Annotated in this window: 15 protein-coding genes; 10 read left to right on the top strand and 5 right to left on the bottom strand. The window is 55.5% G+C overall.

What is annotated here, in order from left to right; genetic code table 11:
* Position 1: 1 nt before the first annotated feature.
* Positions 2 to 997 carry a dicarboxylate transporter/tellurite-resistance protein TehA gene (tehA, locus tag SK51_RS15695; RefSeq protein WP_023306174.1) on the top strand — a complete coding sequence of 332 codons (996 nt, stop codon included), beginning with the start codon at positions 2 to 4 and terminating at the stop codon, positions 995 to 997.
* Positions 997 to 1590, top strand: a complete 594-nt coding sequence (gene tehB / locus SK51_RS15690; protein WP_023306175.1) for a tellurite resistance methyltransferase TehB — start codon at positions 997 to 999, stop codon at positions 1588 to 1590. Before tehA ends, tehB begins: the two co-directional genes overlap by 1 nt.
* Here the strand turns inward: tehB and pepT are convergent.
* Entirely contained in the window at positions 1587 to 2816 is a 1230-nt protein-coding gene (gene pepT, locus SK51_RS15685; RefSeq protein WP_023306176.1) for a peptidase T, read from the bottom strand. The genes tehB and pepT overlap by 4 nt on opposite strands.
* A 111-nt stretch (positions 2817 to 2927) precedes the next feature.
* Here pepT and SK51_RS15680 point away from each other — a divergent pair, with 111 nt between their 5' ends.
* Positions 2928 to 4523, top strand: coding sequence for an ABC transporter substrate-binding protein (locus SK51_RS15680; RefSeq protein ID WP_023306177.1), 1596 nt, complete (start codon positions 2928 to 2930; stop codon positions 4521 to 4523).
* A gap of 135 nt (positions 4524 to 4658) precedes the next feature.
* Positions 4659 to 5333, top strand: coding sequence for a DUF3313 domain-containing protein (locus SK51_RS15675; protein WP_022648086.1), 675 nt, complete (start codon positions 4659 to 4661; stop codon positions 5331 to 5333).
* Positions 5334 to 5367: 34 nt separating this feature from the next.
* Here the strand turns inward: SK51_RS15675 and SK51_RS15670 are convergent, their stop codons facing one another.
* The gene (locus tag SK51_RS15670) at positions 5368 to 6264 is read right to left on the bottom strand and encodes a DMT family transporter (RefSeq protein ID WP_023306178.1); all 897 of its coding nucleotides are present in this window, start codon (positions 6262 to 6264) and stop codon (positions 5368 to 5370) included.
* 174 nt (positions 6265 to 6438) lie between these two features.
* On the opposite strand from SK51_RS15670, the gene SK51_RS15665 reads away from it, so the two are divergent.
* The gene (locus tag SK51_RS15665; protein WP_022648088.1) at positions 6439 to 7311 is read left to right on the top strand and encodes a helix-turn-helix domain-containing protein; all 873 of its coding nucleotides are present in this window, start codon (positions 6439 to 6441) and stop codon (positions 7309 to 7311) included.
* Here SK51_RS15665 and SK51_RS15660 read toward each other — a convergent pair.
* On the bottom strand, positions 7291 to 8457 hold the full coding sequence (locus tag SK51_RS15660) for a benzoate/H(+) symporter BenE family transporter (protein ID WP_023300083.1): 1167 nt from the start codon (positions 8455 to 8457) through the stop codon (positions 7291 to 7293). The two genes, SK51_RS15665 and SK51_RS15660, sit on opposite strands and share 21 nt — an antisense overlap.
* 92 nt (positions 8458 to 8549) lie before the next feature.
* Between SK51_RS15660 and SK51_RS15655 the strand changes: the two genes are divergently transcribed.
* Both SK51_RS15655 and SK51_RS15650 read left to right on the top strand, forming a co-directional pair.
* Positions 8550 to 9077 carry a helix-turn-helix domain-containing protein gene (locus tag SK51_RS15655; protein WP_048206797.1) on the top strand — a complete coding sequence of 176 codons (528 nt, stop codon included), beginning with the start codon at positions 8550 to 8552 and terminating at the stop codon, positions 9075 to 9077.
* 80 nt (positions 9078 to 9157) lie between these two features.
* Positions 9158 to 11122 carry a peptidase U32 family protein gene (locus tag SK51_RS15650; RefSeq protein WP_022648091.1) on the top strand — a complete coding sequence of 655 codons (1965 nt, stop codon included), beginning with the start codon at positions 9158 to 9160 and terminating at the stop codon, positions 11120 to 11122.
* On the opposite strand, the gene SK51_RS15645 is transcribed toward SK51_RS15650, so the two are convergent.
* Positions 11119 to 11352 carry a DUF2554 family protein gene (locus tag SK51_RS15645; protein WP_023306180.1) on the bottom strand — a complete coding sequence of 78 codons (234 nt, stop codon included), beginning with the start codon at positions 11350 to 11352 and terminating at the stop codon, positions 11119 to 11121. The genes SK51_RS15650 and SK51_RS15645 overlap by 4 nt on opposite strands.
* A 242-nt stretch (positions 11353 to 11594) precedes the next feature.
* On the opposite strand from SK51_RS15645, the gene SK51_RS15640 reads away from it, so the two are divergent.
* A complete protein-coding gene (locus SK51_RS15640) occupies positions 11595 to 11957 on the top strand; it encodes a hypothetical protein (protein ID WP_015570547.1) in 363 nt (120 codons plus the stop codon).
* Between the two features lie 148 nt (positions 11958 to 12105).
* Here SK51_RS15640 and ftrA read toward each other — a convergent pair whose 3' ends face one another.
* Positions 12106 to 13104: a transcriptional regulator FtrA gene (ftrA, locus tag SK51_RS15635; protein ID WP_032676236.1), complete on the bottom strand. Its 999-nt coding sequence runs from the start codon at positions 13102 to 13104 to the stop codon at positions 12106 to 12108.
* Positions 13105 to 13177: 73 nt separating this feature from the next.
* Between ftrA and SK51_RS15630 the strand changes: the two genes are divergently transcribed.
* Complete coding sequence (locus SK51_RS15630) at positions 13178 to 13588, top strand: rhodanese-like domain-containing protein (RefSeq protein WP_023306182.1); 411 nt, start codon at positions 13178 to 13180, stop codon at positions 13586 to 13588.
* 156 nt (positions 13589 to 13744) lie between these two features.
* Positions 13745 to 14848, top strand: coding sequence for a cobalamin-independent methionine synthase II family protein (locus SK51_RS15625; protein WP_023306183.1), 1104 nt, complete (start codon positions 13745 to 13747; stop codon positions 14846 to 14848).
* The last annotated feature ends 139 nt before the right edge of the window (positions 14849 to 14987 follow it).

Raw genomic sequence — 14987 nt, 5'->3', positions numbered from 1 at the left:
AATGCATAACCAAGACCAACGCGTTCTTAACTTGCCCGCCGGTTATTTCGGTATGGTTCTGGGTACCATAGGTATGGGGTTCGCCTGGCGTTATGCCGGTACTATCTGGCCGGTGACGCGCTGGCCGGGCGAGATCCTGGTGGCGCTGGCGGTGGCGATCTGGTTCCTGCTGAGCGTGGCGTTTCTTACCCGTGCGGTACGGTTTCCATATAGCGTACTGGCCGAGATGCGGCATCCGGTAATGAGCAGTTTTGTCAGCCTGTTTCCAGCCACAACGCTACTGGTGGCCATTGGCTTTGTGCCGTGGTGCCGACCAGTGTCGCTGGTGCTGTTTAGCGTAGGCGTGGTGATCCAGCTTGCGTATGCCGCCTGGCAAAGCGCCGGGCTGTGGCGCGGTAAGCATCCGGAAGAGGCCACGACGCCGGGACTGTATCTGCCGACGGTAGCGAACAATTTTATCAGCGCCATGGCCTGCGGTGCGCTGGGTTTCCACGATGCGGGGCTGGTGTTCCTTGGTGCCGGGGTCTTTTCCTGGCTGAGCCTCGAGCCAGTCATTCTGCAACGCCTGCGCAGCGCGGGCGAACTGCCCGCGGCGCTTCGTACTTCGCTCGGGATCCAGCTTGCGCCTGCCCTGGTGGCTTGTAGCGCCTGGTTTAGCGTCAACGGCGGCGAAGCGGACACCTTCGCCAAAATGCTTTTCGGCTATGGTCTGTTGCAACTCCTGTTTATGCTGCGTCTGATGCCGTGGTATCTGTCGCAGCCGTTCAACGTGTCGTTCTGGAGCTTCTCGTTCGGGGTGTCGGCGCTGGCGACCACCGGTTTACATCTGGGGCAGAGCAGTCCGTCAGGGTTCTTTCATGCCCTCGCGGTTCCCCTGTTTATTTTCACCAACATCATCATCGCGATGCTGCTGGTCCGTACTTTTATCTTGCTGATGCAGGGCAAACTTCTGGTGCGCGCTGATAAGGCACTGCTAATGCAATCTGAGGAAAAATAATGACTGTCGATGAAAACTACTTTACTGAGAAATATGGGCTGACCCGCACGCACTCAGAGGTCCTGCTCAGCGCGGACATTGTTAAGCCGGGAAAAACGCTCGATCTCGGTAGCGGAAATGGCCGTAACAGCCTCTACCTCGCTGCCAACGGCTATGACGTGACGGCGTGGGATAAAAACCCGATGAGCATCGATAACATCGAGCGCATTAAGGCGGCGGAAGGGATCGCGAATCTGCAAACGGCGATAAAGGATCTGAACAACCTGACCTTTGACGGCGAATACGACTTTATTCTTTCCACCGTCGTGTTGATGTTTCTCGAAGCAAAAACCATCCCTGGTCTTATCGCCAATATGCAGCGTTGCACTAAACCAGGCGGCTATAACCTGATCGTTGCCGCCATGGATACGGAGGATTATCCGTGTACCGTCGGTTTCCCGTTTGCCTTTAAGACCGGTGAACTGAGCCACTACTACGAAGGCTGGGAGCTGATCAAGTACAACGAAGAGGTGGGGGAACTCCACCGTACCGATGCCAACGGCAACCGTATCAAGCTGCGCTTCGCCACCATGCTCGCACGCAAGCCCGCTTAACGCGCGGCCAGCAGACAGAGTTGCAGGGCCGTGCGACAGGAGGCCTCGAACGACGACAGCGGTAAAAACTCAAACTTCGAGTGGAAGTTATGGGCGCCGGTGAAGAAGTTCGGGGTGAGCAAGCCTTTGGCTGACAGGGCCGCCCCGTCCGTGCCACCGCGCATGGGGATCGGTTTTGGGGTGATACCGAGCGATTCCATCGCCTCGAACATCAGGTCGATCGCGCGGCGGTCTTCGCCAATCGCATTGCTGATATTGCTGTAGGTATCTTCAATGCGATACTCCACGTTTGCCGTGGGATGCTGCGCAGCAATCCGCGCTGCCACATCGGCAATTTGCTGCTTGCGGGCGGCAAAACCCTCTTTGTCAAAATCACGAATGTTGGCTTTCAGCACCGCTTCGTTTTGCCCGGCCTGGATGCCGTTAAACCAGATATAACCTTCGCGCCCCTCGGTGCATTCCGGGGTTTGCTGGCGATCGAAATGGCTGATGAAATCCGTTGCCATCAGCAGCGGGTTGACCAGCACCCCTTTGGCGGACATCGGGTGCGCCGTGACGCCGGTAAAGCGAATTTCAGCCGCAGCCGCGTTAAAGTTCTCGTAAACAATTTCCCCCAGCTCGCAGCAGTCGATGGTCCAGGCAAAATCGACGTCGAAGCGCTTCAAATCCAGCGCTTTCGCGCCACAGAGACCAATCTCTTCATCGGGCACAAACGCCACCACAATATCGCCATGCTTATGTTCAGCGGTGAGGTTTTCCAGCACCGTCATGACCACGGTGACGGCCGCTTTATTATCTGCGCCTAATACGCTGGTTCCGTCGCTGAAAATAATCTCCTCATCAGGATAAGCCAGAATTTCCGGGTGCTCATTTACGCGCAACCAAATATCTTTTTCTTTATTCAGGCAGAGATCATCTCCCGTAAAGGTTAATATTTGTGGATGAATATCCGGGGATAAACCGACGTCAACGGTATCGATATGGGTAATAAAACCAATCCGCGGCGCGCCGGGAATATTGCCTTTTTTCACGGCGGTAACGGTGGCGAACTCATCAATCACAATATCGTCTAACCCCAGCGTTTCCAGCTCCTTCGCCAGCTCCCGCGCCATGTCGTGCTGGCCCGGGGTGGAGGGCAGGGTTTTGACTTTCGGGTCGCTCTGGCTGGTGATGGCGAGATAGCGGAAAAAGCGTTGGGTTAATTGTCTGGAGAGTTCTGAGCCCATAGTGTTTCCTTCTGTATTTATTTTTCATGTGTTTGCGCCATCACTTTAATGTTATTTATGAAATGGCAAAAGAAGTAATTAGCCGTCGAATTAAAAAGACAGGAATAAATGATGAAAAGCACATTCACAATGATAACGCTGGCGCTTGCTGCGCTGACGGTCAGTTCCACCGTCGCGGCAAAAACGCTGGTGTATTGCTCCGAAGGATCGCCGGAAAACTTCAATCCTCAGCTCTACACGTCGGGAACCAGCGTGGACGCCAGCGCCGTACCGGTTTATAACCGTCTGGTCGATTTCAAACCGGGTACTACCGAACTGGTGCCGAGCCTGGCGGAAAGCTGGGAGGTGAGCGAGGATGGTAAGGTCTACACCTTCCACCTGCGCAAAGGGGTGAAATTCCACAGTAATAAACTGTTCACGCCGACGCGCGACTTCAACGCGGATGACGTGATTTTCTCGTTTATGCGCCAGAAGGATGTGAATCATCCCTACCATAACGTATCCAACGGCAGTTATTCCAACTTCGAAAGTCTGGAGTTCGGCAGCCTGATTACCGCCATTGATAAGATTGACGATCGCACCGTGCGCTTCACCCTGGCGCACCCGGAAGCGCCGTTTGTTGCCGATCTGGCGTGGTATTTTGCCTCCATCCTGTCGGCGGAGTATGCCGATGCCATGCTGAAAGCGGGCACGCCTGAAAAGGTCGATATGCAGCCGATTGGCACCGGGCCGTTTAAGCTGGCGCAATATCAGAAGGATTCCCGCATCCTCTTTACCGCCTTCCCGGACTATTGGCAGGGAAAATCGAAGCTGGATCGTCTGGTGTTCACCATCACGCCGGACGCCTCGGTGCGTTTTGCCAAAGTCGAGAAGAATGAGTGCCAGGTGATGCCGTTCCCAAACCCGGCGGATCTGCCGCGTATGAAGGCTAACAAAGACATCAACCTGATGAGCAAGGCCGGTCTGAATACCGGTTTCCTGGCATTTAACACGCAAAAGCCGCCGCTGGATAACGTAAAAGTGCGCCAGGCGCTGGCGATGGCGATTAACAAACCGGCCATCATTGAGGCGGTCTTCCACGGCACCGGCACGGCGGCGAAAAACCTGCTGCCGCCCGGCGTCTGGAGTGCCGACAGCGAGCTGAAAGACTACGATTACGATCCAGAAAAAGCGAAAACGCTGTTAAAGGAGGCGGGATTTGCCAACGGCGTAAGCATCGAACTGTGGGCTATGCCCGTGCAGCGGCCGTATAACCCGAACGCGAAGCGTATGGCTGAAATGATCCAGGCGGACTGGGCGAAAGTAGGCGTGCAGACCAAAATCGTGACCTACGAATGGGGCGAATATCTGAAGCGCGTGAAGGGCGGGGAGCATCAGGCTGCGCTGATGGGCTGGACAACGGCGACGGGCGATCCGGATAACTTCTTCGGACCACTGTTTACCTGTACGTCCGCCAACGGCGGGTCGAACTCGGCCAAATGGTGCTATAAGCCGTTTGATAACCTGATTGCCGAAGCAAAATCGATAACCGATCGCGAAAAACGCGTGGCGCTGTACAAGCAGGCGCAGCAGATGATGCACGATCAAATGCCGGCGGTTATGATTGCCCACTCGACCATTTTTGAGCCAGTCAGAAAAGAGGTCACGGGCTATGAAATCGATCCCTTCGGCAAACATCTGTTCTGGCAGGTAGATATAAAACAGTAATATTTTTCTGCCCGGATCCCGTCCGGGCACTATTTTTACAATTTGTGCCTTCCCCGTCATTTTTTGCCACAACATTTCCCTCTGTTTTTTGTTATAACTTCAAGTGCATACTTGCAGATAACTCGGAACTCCATCATGCGTACTTCCACTTTTTTTAAAGTTGCAGTGCTTTCTGGCCTGTTGGCCCTTTCTGGCTGTGCGTCAAAAGTCGCAGCCCCCGATCAATATTCAGGCTTTTTAAAAGATTACTCTGACTTGCAGGAGATGACATCAGCAACCGGGAAACCAACCTTGCGTTGGGTCGATCCTTCCTATGATCCGGCGAACTACGACAGTATTATCTGGACCCCGATAACCTATTATCCGACACCAAAGCCAACCACACAGCTTGGGCAAAAAACGCTTGATGAATTGTTGAGTTACACCAATAACACACTAAAAAACGCGATTGGCCAGCGTAAGCCAATTGTGACGACGCCGGGCAAACACAGCCTGATCTTCCGCGGCGCCATCACGGGTGTGAGCTCAGAGAAAGAAGGTTTGCAGTTCTATGAAGTGGTGCCCGTCGCGCTGCTGGTTGCGGGTACGCAGATGGCAACTGGCCATCGCACCATGGATACGCATCTTTTCTTTGAAGGTGAGCTGATTGATGCGGCCACGAACAAACCGGTAGTAAAAGTTGTTCGTAAAGGTGAAGGTAAAGAGCTTGCCAACGAGAATACGCCGTTGGGATTCGCCACACTGAAACAGGTTGTGGATGATATGGCGACCGATGCCACCATGTTTGATGTCCATCAGACAGCAAAATAATAAAAAACGGCCTGCATTTACGCAGGCCGTTATTTTATGCCGTCAGCAGGCGGCGGAACCAGGTTTCCGGTTTCGTAAACATCACCATATTTCCCCCCAATATCAACAGCAGGCCGACGATCCCGTTGATATGCCACACGTAACCCTCGTACACCGTTGAAATCGACAGCGCCACCAGCGGGAACAGCAGGGTGCTGTACGCGGCCTTACCGGGACCAATGCGGCCTACCAGCGTAAAGTAGGCGCCGAAGGCAATCACCGAGCCAAACAGAGCAAGATAGAGCAGCGCCCCCATATAGCTCACCGTCCATTCCGGCATAAAGTTATCGCCCCTGAAGAGAGCGATAAGGCCCATCACGACGGTGCCATACAGCATCGCCCAGGCGTTGGTGGTCATGGTTTCCAGCCCGTTTCGCTGATGACGCATGCTGATCATATTCCCCAGCGAGAAGCCGTAGGTGCCAAGGGCGGAAAGCCCGATGCCCGTAAGCAATGACGCGTTCCAGCCGCTGGCGAGCAGATCGTTCCAGAACAGGGTAATGATCCCGATAAGCCCCAGCGCTGCCGCCGTCCAGAAGCGCGCGGGTGGACGCTGGCCGAAGAAGATAAAGCTGTTGATGGCGTTATACAGTACGGCCATCGAGAAAATCACCGACTCAAGGCCGGTATTGATATGGGCGGCGGCGGTATAAAAGCACCAGAAGTTGAAACAGAAAACGCAGCAACCCTGAAGCATGCAATAGAGATGATCCCGCAGCGCCAGCCTGCGCAGGCGACGAAGGGCGACCAGGACGATCATCATCGTGGCGCTGGCCACGGCGAAGCGCCAGAAAATGGAGACCGGCGCTGCAACCGGCCCCTGTTGTAAAAAAATGGCGATCCAGGTCGTGCCCCAGATAACAACAACCAGCCCATAGAGTAATGCGTTCATGGTGTCTCTCTTCTCATACCGCGAAAAACAACAGTGTGGCGAAAGAAGGGGGCCCCGGCTTTCATCGTCTTGCGCCGGACTTGCAAATTCTTGCGCTTTTTTCTCGCACAATGGCTGGTAACAGGCTGCAACACTTCTTAGACTGACAGTCTGATTAATCACCTGTTTACGGCCATGTCTCTCGTTTACGACACCTTTGAAACGTTACGCCAAAAAAATGCAGTGCTGCGGGAAACCGTCGCGCTCAATACTGGCATTCAACTGGCGGCGTGGTACAACAAGCACGATACGATCACGGTGAAAAGCAACCATCACACCCTTAGCCTGTACGTGGCGGATGGCTATGAAAGCTATCAAAAAACGCCGGGTGGCTGGAAAAATGGCGGTGGGCCGGACCGTTTTTGTCTGATGCCGGAAGAGAGCGAATCCACATGGGATATTCGTGATGACCTGTCGTTCGTGCACCTCTACTGCACCGATGAACACCTGCGGGACGTGGGGGAGAAAATCTGGGATAAACGACCGCTATCGCTGACGCTGGAGGAAAAAATCTTCGGCAGCGATCCGAAAATCACCGCCCTTTATCGCCAGTTTTTGCTCGGCTGCGACTGGCAGCAAAACGCCAATCAGCTCACCCTGAGCACTGCGTCGACCTTATTACTGACGCATTTGGTCCAGCACTATTCCAGCGTCCAGTGGAAGTTACCGGTGGTCACCGGCGGGCTATCGCCGTTTGTGCTGCGCAACGTGCTGGCCTTTATCGAGGAAAATCTGGCGCAACCCTTAACGCTGGCGGAACTGGCGGGCCAGGCCGCACTCAGTGAGTATCACTTTGCGCGGATGTTCCGCCAGTCGATGGGGCTGGCGCCGCATCAGTACGTCATGCAGCGCCGCATGGAGAAGGCCAAAGCGCTGATTCAGCACACGACCACGCCGCTCACCGACATCGCGCTGGCCTGTGGATTTAACTCCGCCAGCCATTTCAGTAACCGTTTTCGCAGCATGACCGGCATCACGCCGTCACAGCTACGCGCGGCGAAGGCGTGAGAAGACAGCGTAACAGATCCCACCCAGCACCAGTCCCCAGAAAGCGGAGCCAATTCCCAGGAGCGTGACGCCGCTGGCGGTCATCAGGAAGGTGACGATCGCCGCGTCGCGCTCTGCTTCATGATTCAGTGCCTGATACAAGCTCCCGCTGATAGTGCCGAGCAGGGCCAGCCCGGCCAGCGTCTGGATGCCGCTCAGCGGCAGGGCGGCCATCAGCCCCGAAATCGACCCGCCGAACACCCCCGCCAGCAGATAAAACCCACCTGCGGCCGCCGCTGCCAGCCAGCGTTTACTGGCATCCGGGTGGGCGTCCGGGCTCTGGCAGATGGCGGCGGTGATGGCGGCGATGCAGATGGAATAGACGCCGAAGGGGGACAACAGCAGCGCCAGCCCGCCGGTGGCAACGATCAGCGGTGAGACCGCCAGCGGATAGCCCGATGCCTGCATGGTGGCGAAGCCGGGCGCATTCTGCGACGCCATGGTCACCAGGAAGAAGGGTAAGCCGATGCTGATCAGGCTGGTGAAGGTGAACGCAGGGGCAATGAATTCCGGCATGATCACCGATAACGTCATTTTATTCGTGACAACGTCACCTCCAGCCCAGGCCACGAACACCCCCACCAGCAGCGTGGCGACAATGGCATACCGGGGCGCCACGGCTTTTGCCACCAGCCAGGCGGCCAGCATACTGCCGCAAAGAAGCACGTGTCCCTCAAGATTGCTGAATGCCTTCAGGCCAAACTGTAAGAGCACGCCTGCCAGCATAGCGGCGGCAAGCGAGTGCGGGATCAGTTTCATCAACCGGGCAAACAGGCCAGTGACGCCGCACAGCAGAATCAGCGCATTCGCAAATATAAATACCCCTATGGTTTCCGCCAGCGTCACGCCTTGCAGGCTGGTGGCGAGCAGCGCCGCGCCAGGAGTCGACCAGGCGGTCAGCACCGGGGCTTTATACCACCACGACAATGCAAGCGTGCTGATCCCCATCCCGAGCCCCAGCGCGGTCATCCATCCGGCGATTTGCTGTGTACTGGCGCCCGCCGCCGCAGCCGCCTGCCAGATAATGGCGGCAGAGCTGGCGTAGCCCACCAGAACGGCAACAAAACCAGCCAGCACGGCAGGAAAGAGAGAGGCAGTCGATCGCATGTGAACTCCGTTGTGCGTTATAACGTCCGGGATAAGGTATCACTGTGCGCTATAGCGTACAAGTGGTATGCTTTGCCCCAACAGGAGGAACCATGGATATCACTCAACATCTGGCAACCACACTGAAAGCGCTGCGTCAGGCGCGGAGCTGGAGCCTGTCGAAACTGGCGGAAGAGACGGGCGTGTCGAAAGCGATGCTTGGGCAAATCGAACGCAATGAGTCCAGCCCGACGGTCTCAACCTTGTGGAAAATTGCCACCGGGCTGAACGTACCTTTTTCGGCGTTTATCACTCCAGAGAGCGAACCGCAGGCGGTGTTCGATCCGCAGCAGCAGGCGATGGTGGTGAAACCGCTTTTCCCCTGGGATGAACAGCTTAAGTTCGACCATTTCTCCATCACCCTGTCGCCCGGCGCGCTGAGTGAGTCCACGCCGCACGAAGCCGGGGTGATTGAACACGTGGTGGTGATAAGCGGTGAGCTGGATATGCATATCGACGGTGTCTGGCGCACTGTATACGCTGATTCAGGCGTGCGTTTTGCCGGCGATAAACCGCACGCGTACCGCAACAGCAGCACCCGGACGGTACATTTTCACTCTCTGATCCATTATCCCCGCTAAAGCGTCGCAAAACGGTTTCACTGGCTCAGACTTCTGACTACAATAGCCGCCATTTTGACCATAACGGATAACGACGAAGTATGCGCCTGCACCCCCATCATCTTGAACTGCTAAGCCCGGCCCGCGACGCCGCCATTGCCCGTGAAGCCATTCTTCACGGTGCGGATGCCGTCTACATTGGCGGCCCAGGCTTCGGTGCCCGTCATAACGCCAGCAATAGCCTGCGCGACATTGCCGAACTGGTACCGTTCGCCCACCGTTTCGGGGCGAAGGTGTTCGTGACCCTGAACACCATTCTTCATGATGATGAGCTGGAGCCCGCGCAGCGTCTTATTACCGATCTCTACCAGACCGGCGTTGACGCTCTGATCGTTCAGGATATGGGTGTTCTGGAACTGGATATCCCGCCAATTGAGCTGCACGCCAGCACCCAGTGCGATATCCGCACCGTTGAGAAGGCGAAGTTTCTTTCAGACGTCGGGTTTACGCAGATTGTTCTGGCGCGCGAGCTGAACCTTAACCAGATCCGCGATATCCACCAGACCACCGACGCGACCATTGAATTCTTTATCCACGGTGCGCTTTGCGTGGCCTATTCCGGGCAGTGTAATATCTCTCACGCCCAGACGGGGCGCAGCGCTAACCGCGGCGACTGCTCTCAGGCCTGCCGTCTGCCGTATACCCTGAAAGACGATCAGGGCCGCGTGGTGGCATTCGAAAAACACCTGCTGTCGATGAAAGATAACGATCAGACGGCAAACCTCGGCGCGCTGATCGATGCCGGCGTACGCTCCTTCAAAATTGAAGGCCGCTACAAGGACATGAGCTACGTGAAAAATATCACCGCCCATTATCGTCAGATGCTGGATGCCATCATCGAGGATCGCGGTGACCTGGCGCGCGCGTCCGCCGGTCGTACAGAGCATTTCTTTATTCCATCGACGGACAAAACGTTCCACCGCGGCAGTACGGATTATTTCGTTAATGCGCGCAAAGGGGATATTGGCGCGTTCGATTCACCGAAGTTTATTGGTCTGCCGGTAGGTGAAGTGCTGAAAGTGGCGAAGGATCATCTTGACGTTCAGGTTACAGAGCCGCTGGCGAACGGCGATGGTCTCAACGTGATGATCAAACGTGAAGTGGTTGGTTTTCGCGCCAATACGGTGGAGAAAACCGGCGAAAATCGTTATCGCGTCTGGCCGAATGAAATGCCTGCCGACCTTTACAAAGCCCGCCCGAATGCGGCGCTGAACCGTAACCTGGATCACAACTGGCAGCAGGCCTTGCTCAAGACCTCCAGCGAGCGTCGCATTGCGGTGGATATCGCGCTGGGTGGCTGGGAAGAGCAGCTGATCCTGACCATGACCTGCGAAGACGGCATCAGCGTGACGCATACGCTCGACGGCCTGTTCGAGGTGGCGAACAATGCGGAGAAAGCGCTCAGCAACCTCAAGGATGGCGTAGCGAAGCTCGGGCAGACCATTTATTATGCGCGCAATATTGAGGTGAATCTGCCGGATGCGCTGTTCGTGCCGAACAGCCTGCTGAACCAGTTCCGCCGTGAAACGGCTGAGATGCTGGATGAAGCACGCCTGGCAAACTATCCGCGCGGCAGTCGTAAGGCCGAAGCGGTGCCTGCGCCGGTCTACCCGGACACGCATCTCTCTTTCCTTGCGAACGTTTACAACCACAAAGCGCGTGCGTTTTACCATCGTCACGGCGTGCAACTGATTGACGCCGCGTATGAAGCGCATGAAGAGAAGGGCGATGTGCCGGTGATGATCACCAAACACTGCCTGCGGTTTGCCTTTAACCTTTGTCCGAAACAGGCGAAAGGCAATATTAAAAGCTGGAAAGCGACGCCGATGCAGCTGGTGAATGGCGATGAAGTACTGACGCTGAAGTTTGACTGCCGTCCGTGTGAAATGCACGTTATCGGCAAGATGAAGAATCACATCTTCAAAATGCCGTCTCCGGGCAGCATTGTGGCCTCCGTCAGCCCTGACGATTTGATGAAAACCCTGCCGAAGCGTAAAGGCAGCTAACCCGCAGAATGGGTATCCGGTTTGCGCGATTTCTGCCATACATGGTGCTCGCGCAACCCCTCCGCAGACTCCTCTGCCGCGCTACGTAACTCGTCGCTGTCAGCTTCATGACGAAGCTGATGGTCGGCGTTTTTCACATACACAAATTCATGCCCTTTGTGCTCCGCCATAATCTGCCCCGAGAACAGTGCACTAATCAGCAGCAGTAGCGAAAAGCCTTTTCTGAACATCTTTTACCCCCGAAAATACGCTACGGTCATCGTAGGGATAATTTCATAGAGTAATTATTCGACTCTTTAAATTTGAGAAAATAGACTGTCAAAAATTGTGGTCGCCATAAAACTCACTTAAGACTATTCTTAAAAGCAATATCGCCGTTGTAAACTCCCATTTCTGGTATGCAAAGAGAAGCTAGATTTATTGGGAAATCATTTACAATAAGATTTTTCTGGCTAAGGATTGGATCGAATAAATGAAAAAAATAATCGTGCTATCACTTCTGGGCGTAGTGGTTGCGGTGGGTGCTGCGGCCAGCATCTATTCAAATGAAGAACCAGAATATATTCAGTCAGCAAAAAGCCGTGTCGGATCGTATTTAACCAGCGATTACGGACGTGTCGAATGTAATAGCACCCAAGTAAGTGAAGATCGCTGGGAGCTGGGCTGTACCAATAAGGCGAGGGGCAAAACCTTCCAGTTCGCTGTTTACCCATCCGAGCAGGCGCCGTATGGGGTCTCTCGTGCGTTTTATCTCGAAGCGATTAATGATGATGCCCGCCAGAGTGCAGAGCAGGGGCTGATGCGTTATCTGCAAATTAATACCAAAGCGGGTTAATCGATTCGTTTATGCTTCGTTGAGGCTCACAGTGGTAGATTGCAGGTGATCCACATCCCGGTATGGAATACCGGAGCGTAGATACCAAAATACAAATCTATCCATGCAAGCATTTACCGCCAGATTATGGCGGTTTTTTTTTGCCCGTTTATCGTACCGGCTGTAAAAATTGTTTGCGATATTGCGCGGGTGAAAGCGCAAATTGCTGCCGGAAATGGTGGCGCAGCGTGGCGCTTTGTCCAAATCCGGTTTGTTCCGCAATATTGTCGATGCTGAGCCGACTGTTTTCGAGATAATCTTTTGCCCGCTGCAATCGCGCAGTCAATAACCAGCGCGCGGGCGTTGTTCCGGTCGCGTCCTGGAAACGGCGCAGAAAGGTGCGCTGACTCATACCCACCCGCAGGGCCAGCGATTCGACGGTATGGGAAACAGCCAGATGCTGGTGAAGATAATCAAACAACTGGCCGAGGCGCTGGCTCTCCCGCAACTGAGCCACCGGTCGGCTAAGCTGCTGGGTTTGCGAGCCGTCCCGATGGGGCGGGATCACCAGCCGACGCGCCACGCGGTTTGCCACTTCCATACCGTAATTCCGGCGCACCACGTGCAGGCACAGATCAATCCCCGCGGCGCTTCCGGCGGAAGTGAGAATATCGCCTTCGTCCTGGTAGAGCACATCTTCGACCACGGTAATGGCGGGATAGCGTGTTTTCAGCGCTTGCGTGTAGCGCCAGTGGGTGGTTGCCTTCCGCCCGTCAAGCAGGCCTGAGGCTGCCAGAACGAAAACGCCTGAACAGATCGAGAGTAGCTGGCAGCCGCGGGCATGCGCCGCGCGGAGCGCCTGGCAGAGCGCTTCGGGTACGGGTTCGTCCAGCCCTCGCCAGCCGGGAACGACAACCAGATCCGCCGTCTCCAGCAGACCCAGATCGCCATCGGCCAGAATACGGATCCCGCCCGTTGCCCGGAGTTCGCCATCATCCACGCTCGCCACGGCAAACTGATACCAGTCATCGGCCATCTCCGGGCGCGGCAAGCCAAAGATTTCTACCGCCACGCCAAACTCAAAGGTACATAAACCGTCATATGCCAGCACGATCGCGCGCGGCGAGGGATGTCTTAAGTTTGTCATCTTTTTGCTGTTTTCTGGCATAGGCGGACGCATTCATGGGCTGAATTAAGGGATAGAGTAGTGTTAACACAAACACCACAAATGAGGAAGATTCATGAGCTATGTTACTGAATTTCCGGCTGCTGAGCCGCAGGAAGCTGTGGGACATTTTCTGCGTCGTCTGAGTGTCGAGACGGACTGCGCCGATGTCCATCACGCGGTATCCGGCGGTGAGCAGGACTTTGTTCTGCTGCACGTTGTCGGAAAGCCTGAACATTTTGCCCGGCGGCATCTGCCCGGCGCGCTGCATTTACCCTGGAGCCAGATCACCGCAGAGCGGATGAAAGCGTGGCCGGAGGGCACGCTGTTTGTCGTCTATTGTGCAGGCCCGCACTGCAACGGGGCGGACAGGGCGGCCCTAAAGCTGGCGCGTCTGGGTCTGCCGGTTAAGATTATGCTCGGGGGCATGACCGGCTGGGAAGATGAGCGGTTCGCGTTTGCAGGATCTTCATCACCCGCTCTGTGAACATGAATTTATTTCAACACAGATGAAATTTTCTCGTTTGTCGGCGGCGAGCCGGTATGACATCTTTTCAGGACGTTTAGACATCCAGAAGTCTAAAGATTCAAGAGATGAATTATCACTGTGGGCAATTAACGCCGACAGACAGAGGAGATTTCCATGCAGCGACACCATGCCCCGTACCGCGCCGATGTAGTCGGCAGTTTTTTACGCCCGGATGCTATTAAACAGGCCCGTCTGCAATTTGCCAGCGGTGAAATCGATGCCGGGCAGCTTCGCGCGGTTGAGGACGAGGCCATTCGTCATGTTGTCGAGCAGCAGTGCGCCTGCGGTCTGCATGTGGTAACGGACGGTGAATTCCGCCGCGCCTGGTGGCACTTTGACTTCTTTGACGGGCTACAGGGCGTGGAGCGTTATGATTCCCAGCAGGGCATTCAGTTCAACGGGGTGCAGACTAAAGCCCATGGCGTGCGCGTAACGGGCAAACTGGGCTTCGGCGATCATCCTATGCTGGAAGATTTCCGCTACCTCAAAAGCATTAGCGGTAATGCACAGCCGAAGATGACCATTCCGAGCCCGAGCGTGCTGCACTTCCGCGGTGGCCGCAAGGATATTGATGCTACGGTCTACCCGGATCTGAAGGATTACTTTGACGATCTGGCGACCACCTGGCGCGATGCCATTCGGGCCTTTTACGATGCAGGCTGCCGCTATCTGCAGCTGGATGACACCGTCTGGGCCTATCTTTGTTCGGAGGACCAGCGCCGCCAGATCCGCGAGCGCGGTGACGATGCAGACGAACTTGCCCGGACCTATGCCCGGGTGCTGAATAAGGCGCTGGAGGGCAAACCGGACGATCTGACCGTCGGGCTGCACGTCTGCCGCGGCAACTTCCGCTCAACCTGGATTTCCGAGGGCGGCTATGAGCCGGTGGCGGAGGTGCTGTTCGGCACGGTGAACGTCGACGCGTTCTTCCTGGAGTACGACAACGACCGTAGCGGGGACTTCGCGCCACTGCGTTTTGTGCGCCCGGGTAAACAGCAGGTGGTTCTGGGGCTGATCACCACCAAACACGGTGAACTGGAGAACCCGGAAGGGGTGAAAGCGCGTCTGGAAGAGGCTGCGCGCTACGTGGCGAAAGAGCAGATTTGCCTCAGCCCGCAGTGCGGATTTGCTTCTACGGAAGAGGGTAACAGCCTGAGCGAAGCCCAGCAGTGGGATAAAGTTCGCCTCGTGACGAAAATCGCCAGCGACGTCTGGTAACGCCGTTTACAGCGCTGCATTATTACAGTGCAGCGCTGTACCATTCTGAGTCGTTTCCCGTCACTCCTCTCTTCGATCCCTTTAAAATCCTGTCTCTGCAACCTGGCACTGTTTTTGCTCTCCTGAAACTGGCGTTACT

Source organism: Enterobacter sp. MGH85 (assembly GCF_001037655.1).
Taxonomy (GTDB): domain Bacteria; phylum Pseudomonadota; class Gammaproteobacteria; order Enterobacterales; family Enterobacteriaceae; genus Enterobacter; species Enterobacter intestinihominis.
Note: the sequence above shows the minus strand (reverse complement) of the source record. Positions and strands in the feature narration are given on the sequence as shown.

Coding starts and splice junctions, on each gene's coding strand:
- tehA (WP_023306174.1), top strand. CDS start 2: ATGCATAACCAAGACCAACGCGTTCTTAACTTGCCCGCCGGTTATTTC.
- tehB (WP_023306175.1), top strand. CDS start 997: ATGACTGTCGATGAAAACTACTTTACTGAGAAATATGGGCTGACCCGC.
- pepT (WP_023306176.1), bottom strand. CDS start 2,816: ATGGGCTCAGAACTCTCCAGACAATTAACCCAACGCTTTTTCCGCTAT.
- SK51_RS15680 (WP_023306177.1), top strand. CDS start 2,928: ATGAAAAGCACATTCACAATGATAACGCTGGCGCTTGCTGCGCTGACG.
- SK51_RS15675 (WP_022648086.1), top strand. CDS start 4,659: ATGCGTACTTCCACTTTTTTTAAAGTTGCAGTGCTTTCTGGCCTGTTG.
- SK51_RS15670 (WP_023306178.1), bottom strand. CDS start 6,264: ATGAACGCATTACTCTATGGGCTGGTTGTTGTTATCTGGGGCACGACC.
- SK51_RS15665 (WP_022648088.1), top strand. CDS start 6,439: ATGTCTCTCGTTTACGACACCTTTGAAACGTTACGCCAAAAAAATGCA.
- SK51_RS15660 (WP_023300083.1), bottom strand. CDS start 8,457: ATGCGATCGACTGCCTCTCTCTTTCCTGCCGTGCTGGCTGGTTTTGTT.
- SK51_RS15655 (WP_048206797.1), top strand. CDS start 8,550: ATGGATATCACTCAACATCTGGCAACCACACTGAAAGCGCTGCGTCAG.
- SK51_RS15650 (WP_022648091.1), top strand. CDS start 9,158: ATGCGCCTGCACCCCCATCATCTTGAACTGCTAAGCCCGGCCCGCGAC.
- SK51_RS15645 (WP_023306180.1), bottom strand. CDS start 11,352: ATGTTCAGAAAAGGCTTTTCGCTACTGCTGCTGATTAGTGCACTGTTC.
- SK51_RS15640 (WP_015570547.1), top strand. CDS start 11,595: ATGAAAAAAATAATCGTGCTATCACTTCTGGGCGTAGTGGTTGCGGTG.
- ftrA (WP_032676236.1), bottom strand. CDS start 13,104: ATGCCAGAAAACAGCAAAAAGATGACAAACTTAAGACATCCCTCGCCG.
- SK51_RS15630 (WP_023306182.1), top strand. CDS start 13,178: ATGAGCTATGTTACTGAATTTCCGGCTGCTGAGCCGCAGGAAGCTGTG.
- SK51_RS15625 (WP_023306183.1), top strand. CDS start 13,745: ATGCAGCGACACCATGCCCCGTACCGCGCCGATGTAGTCGGCAGTTTT.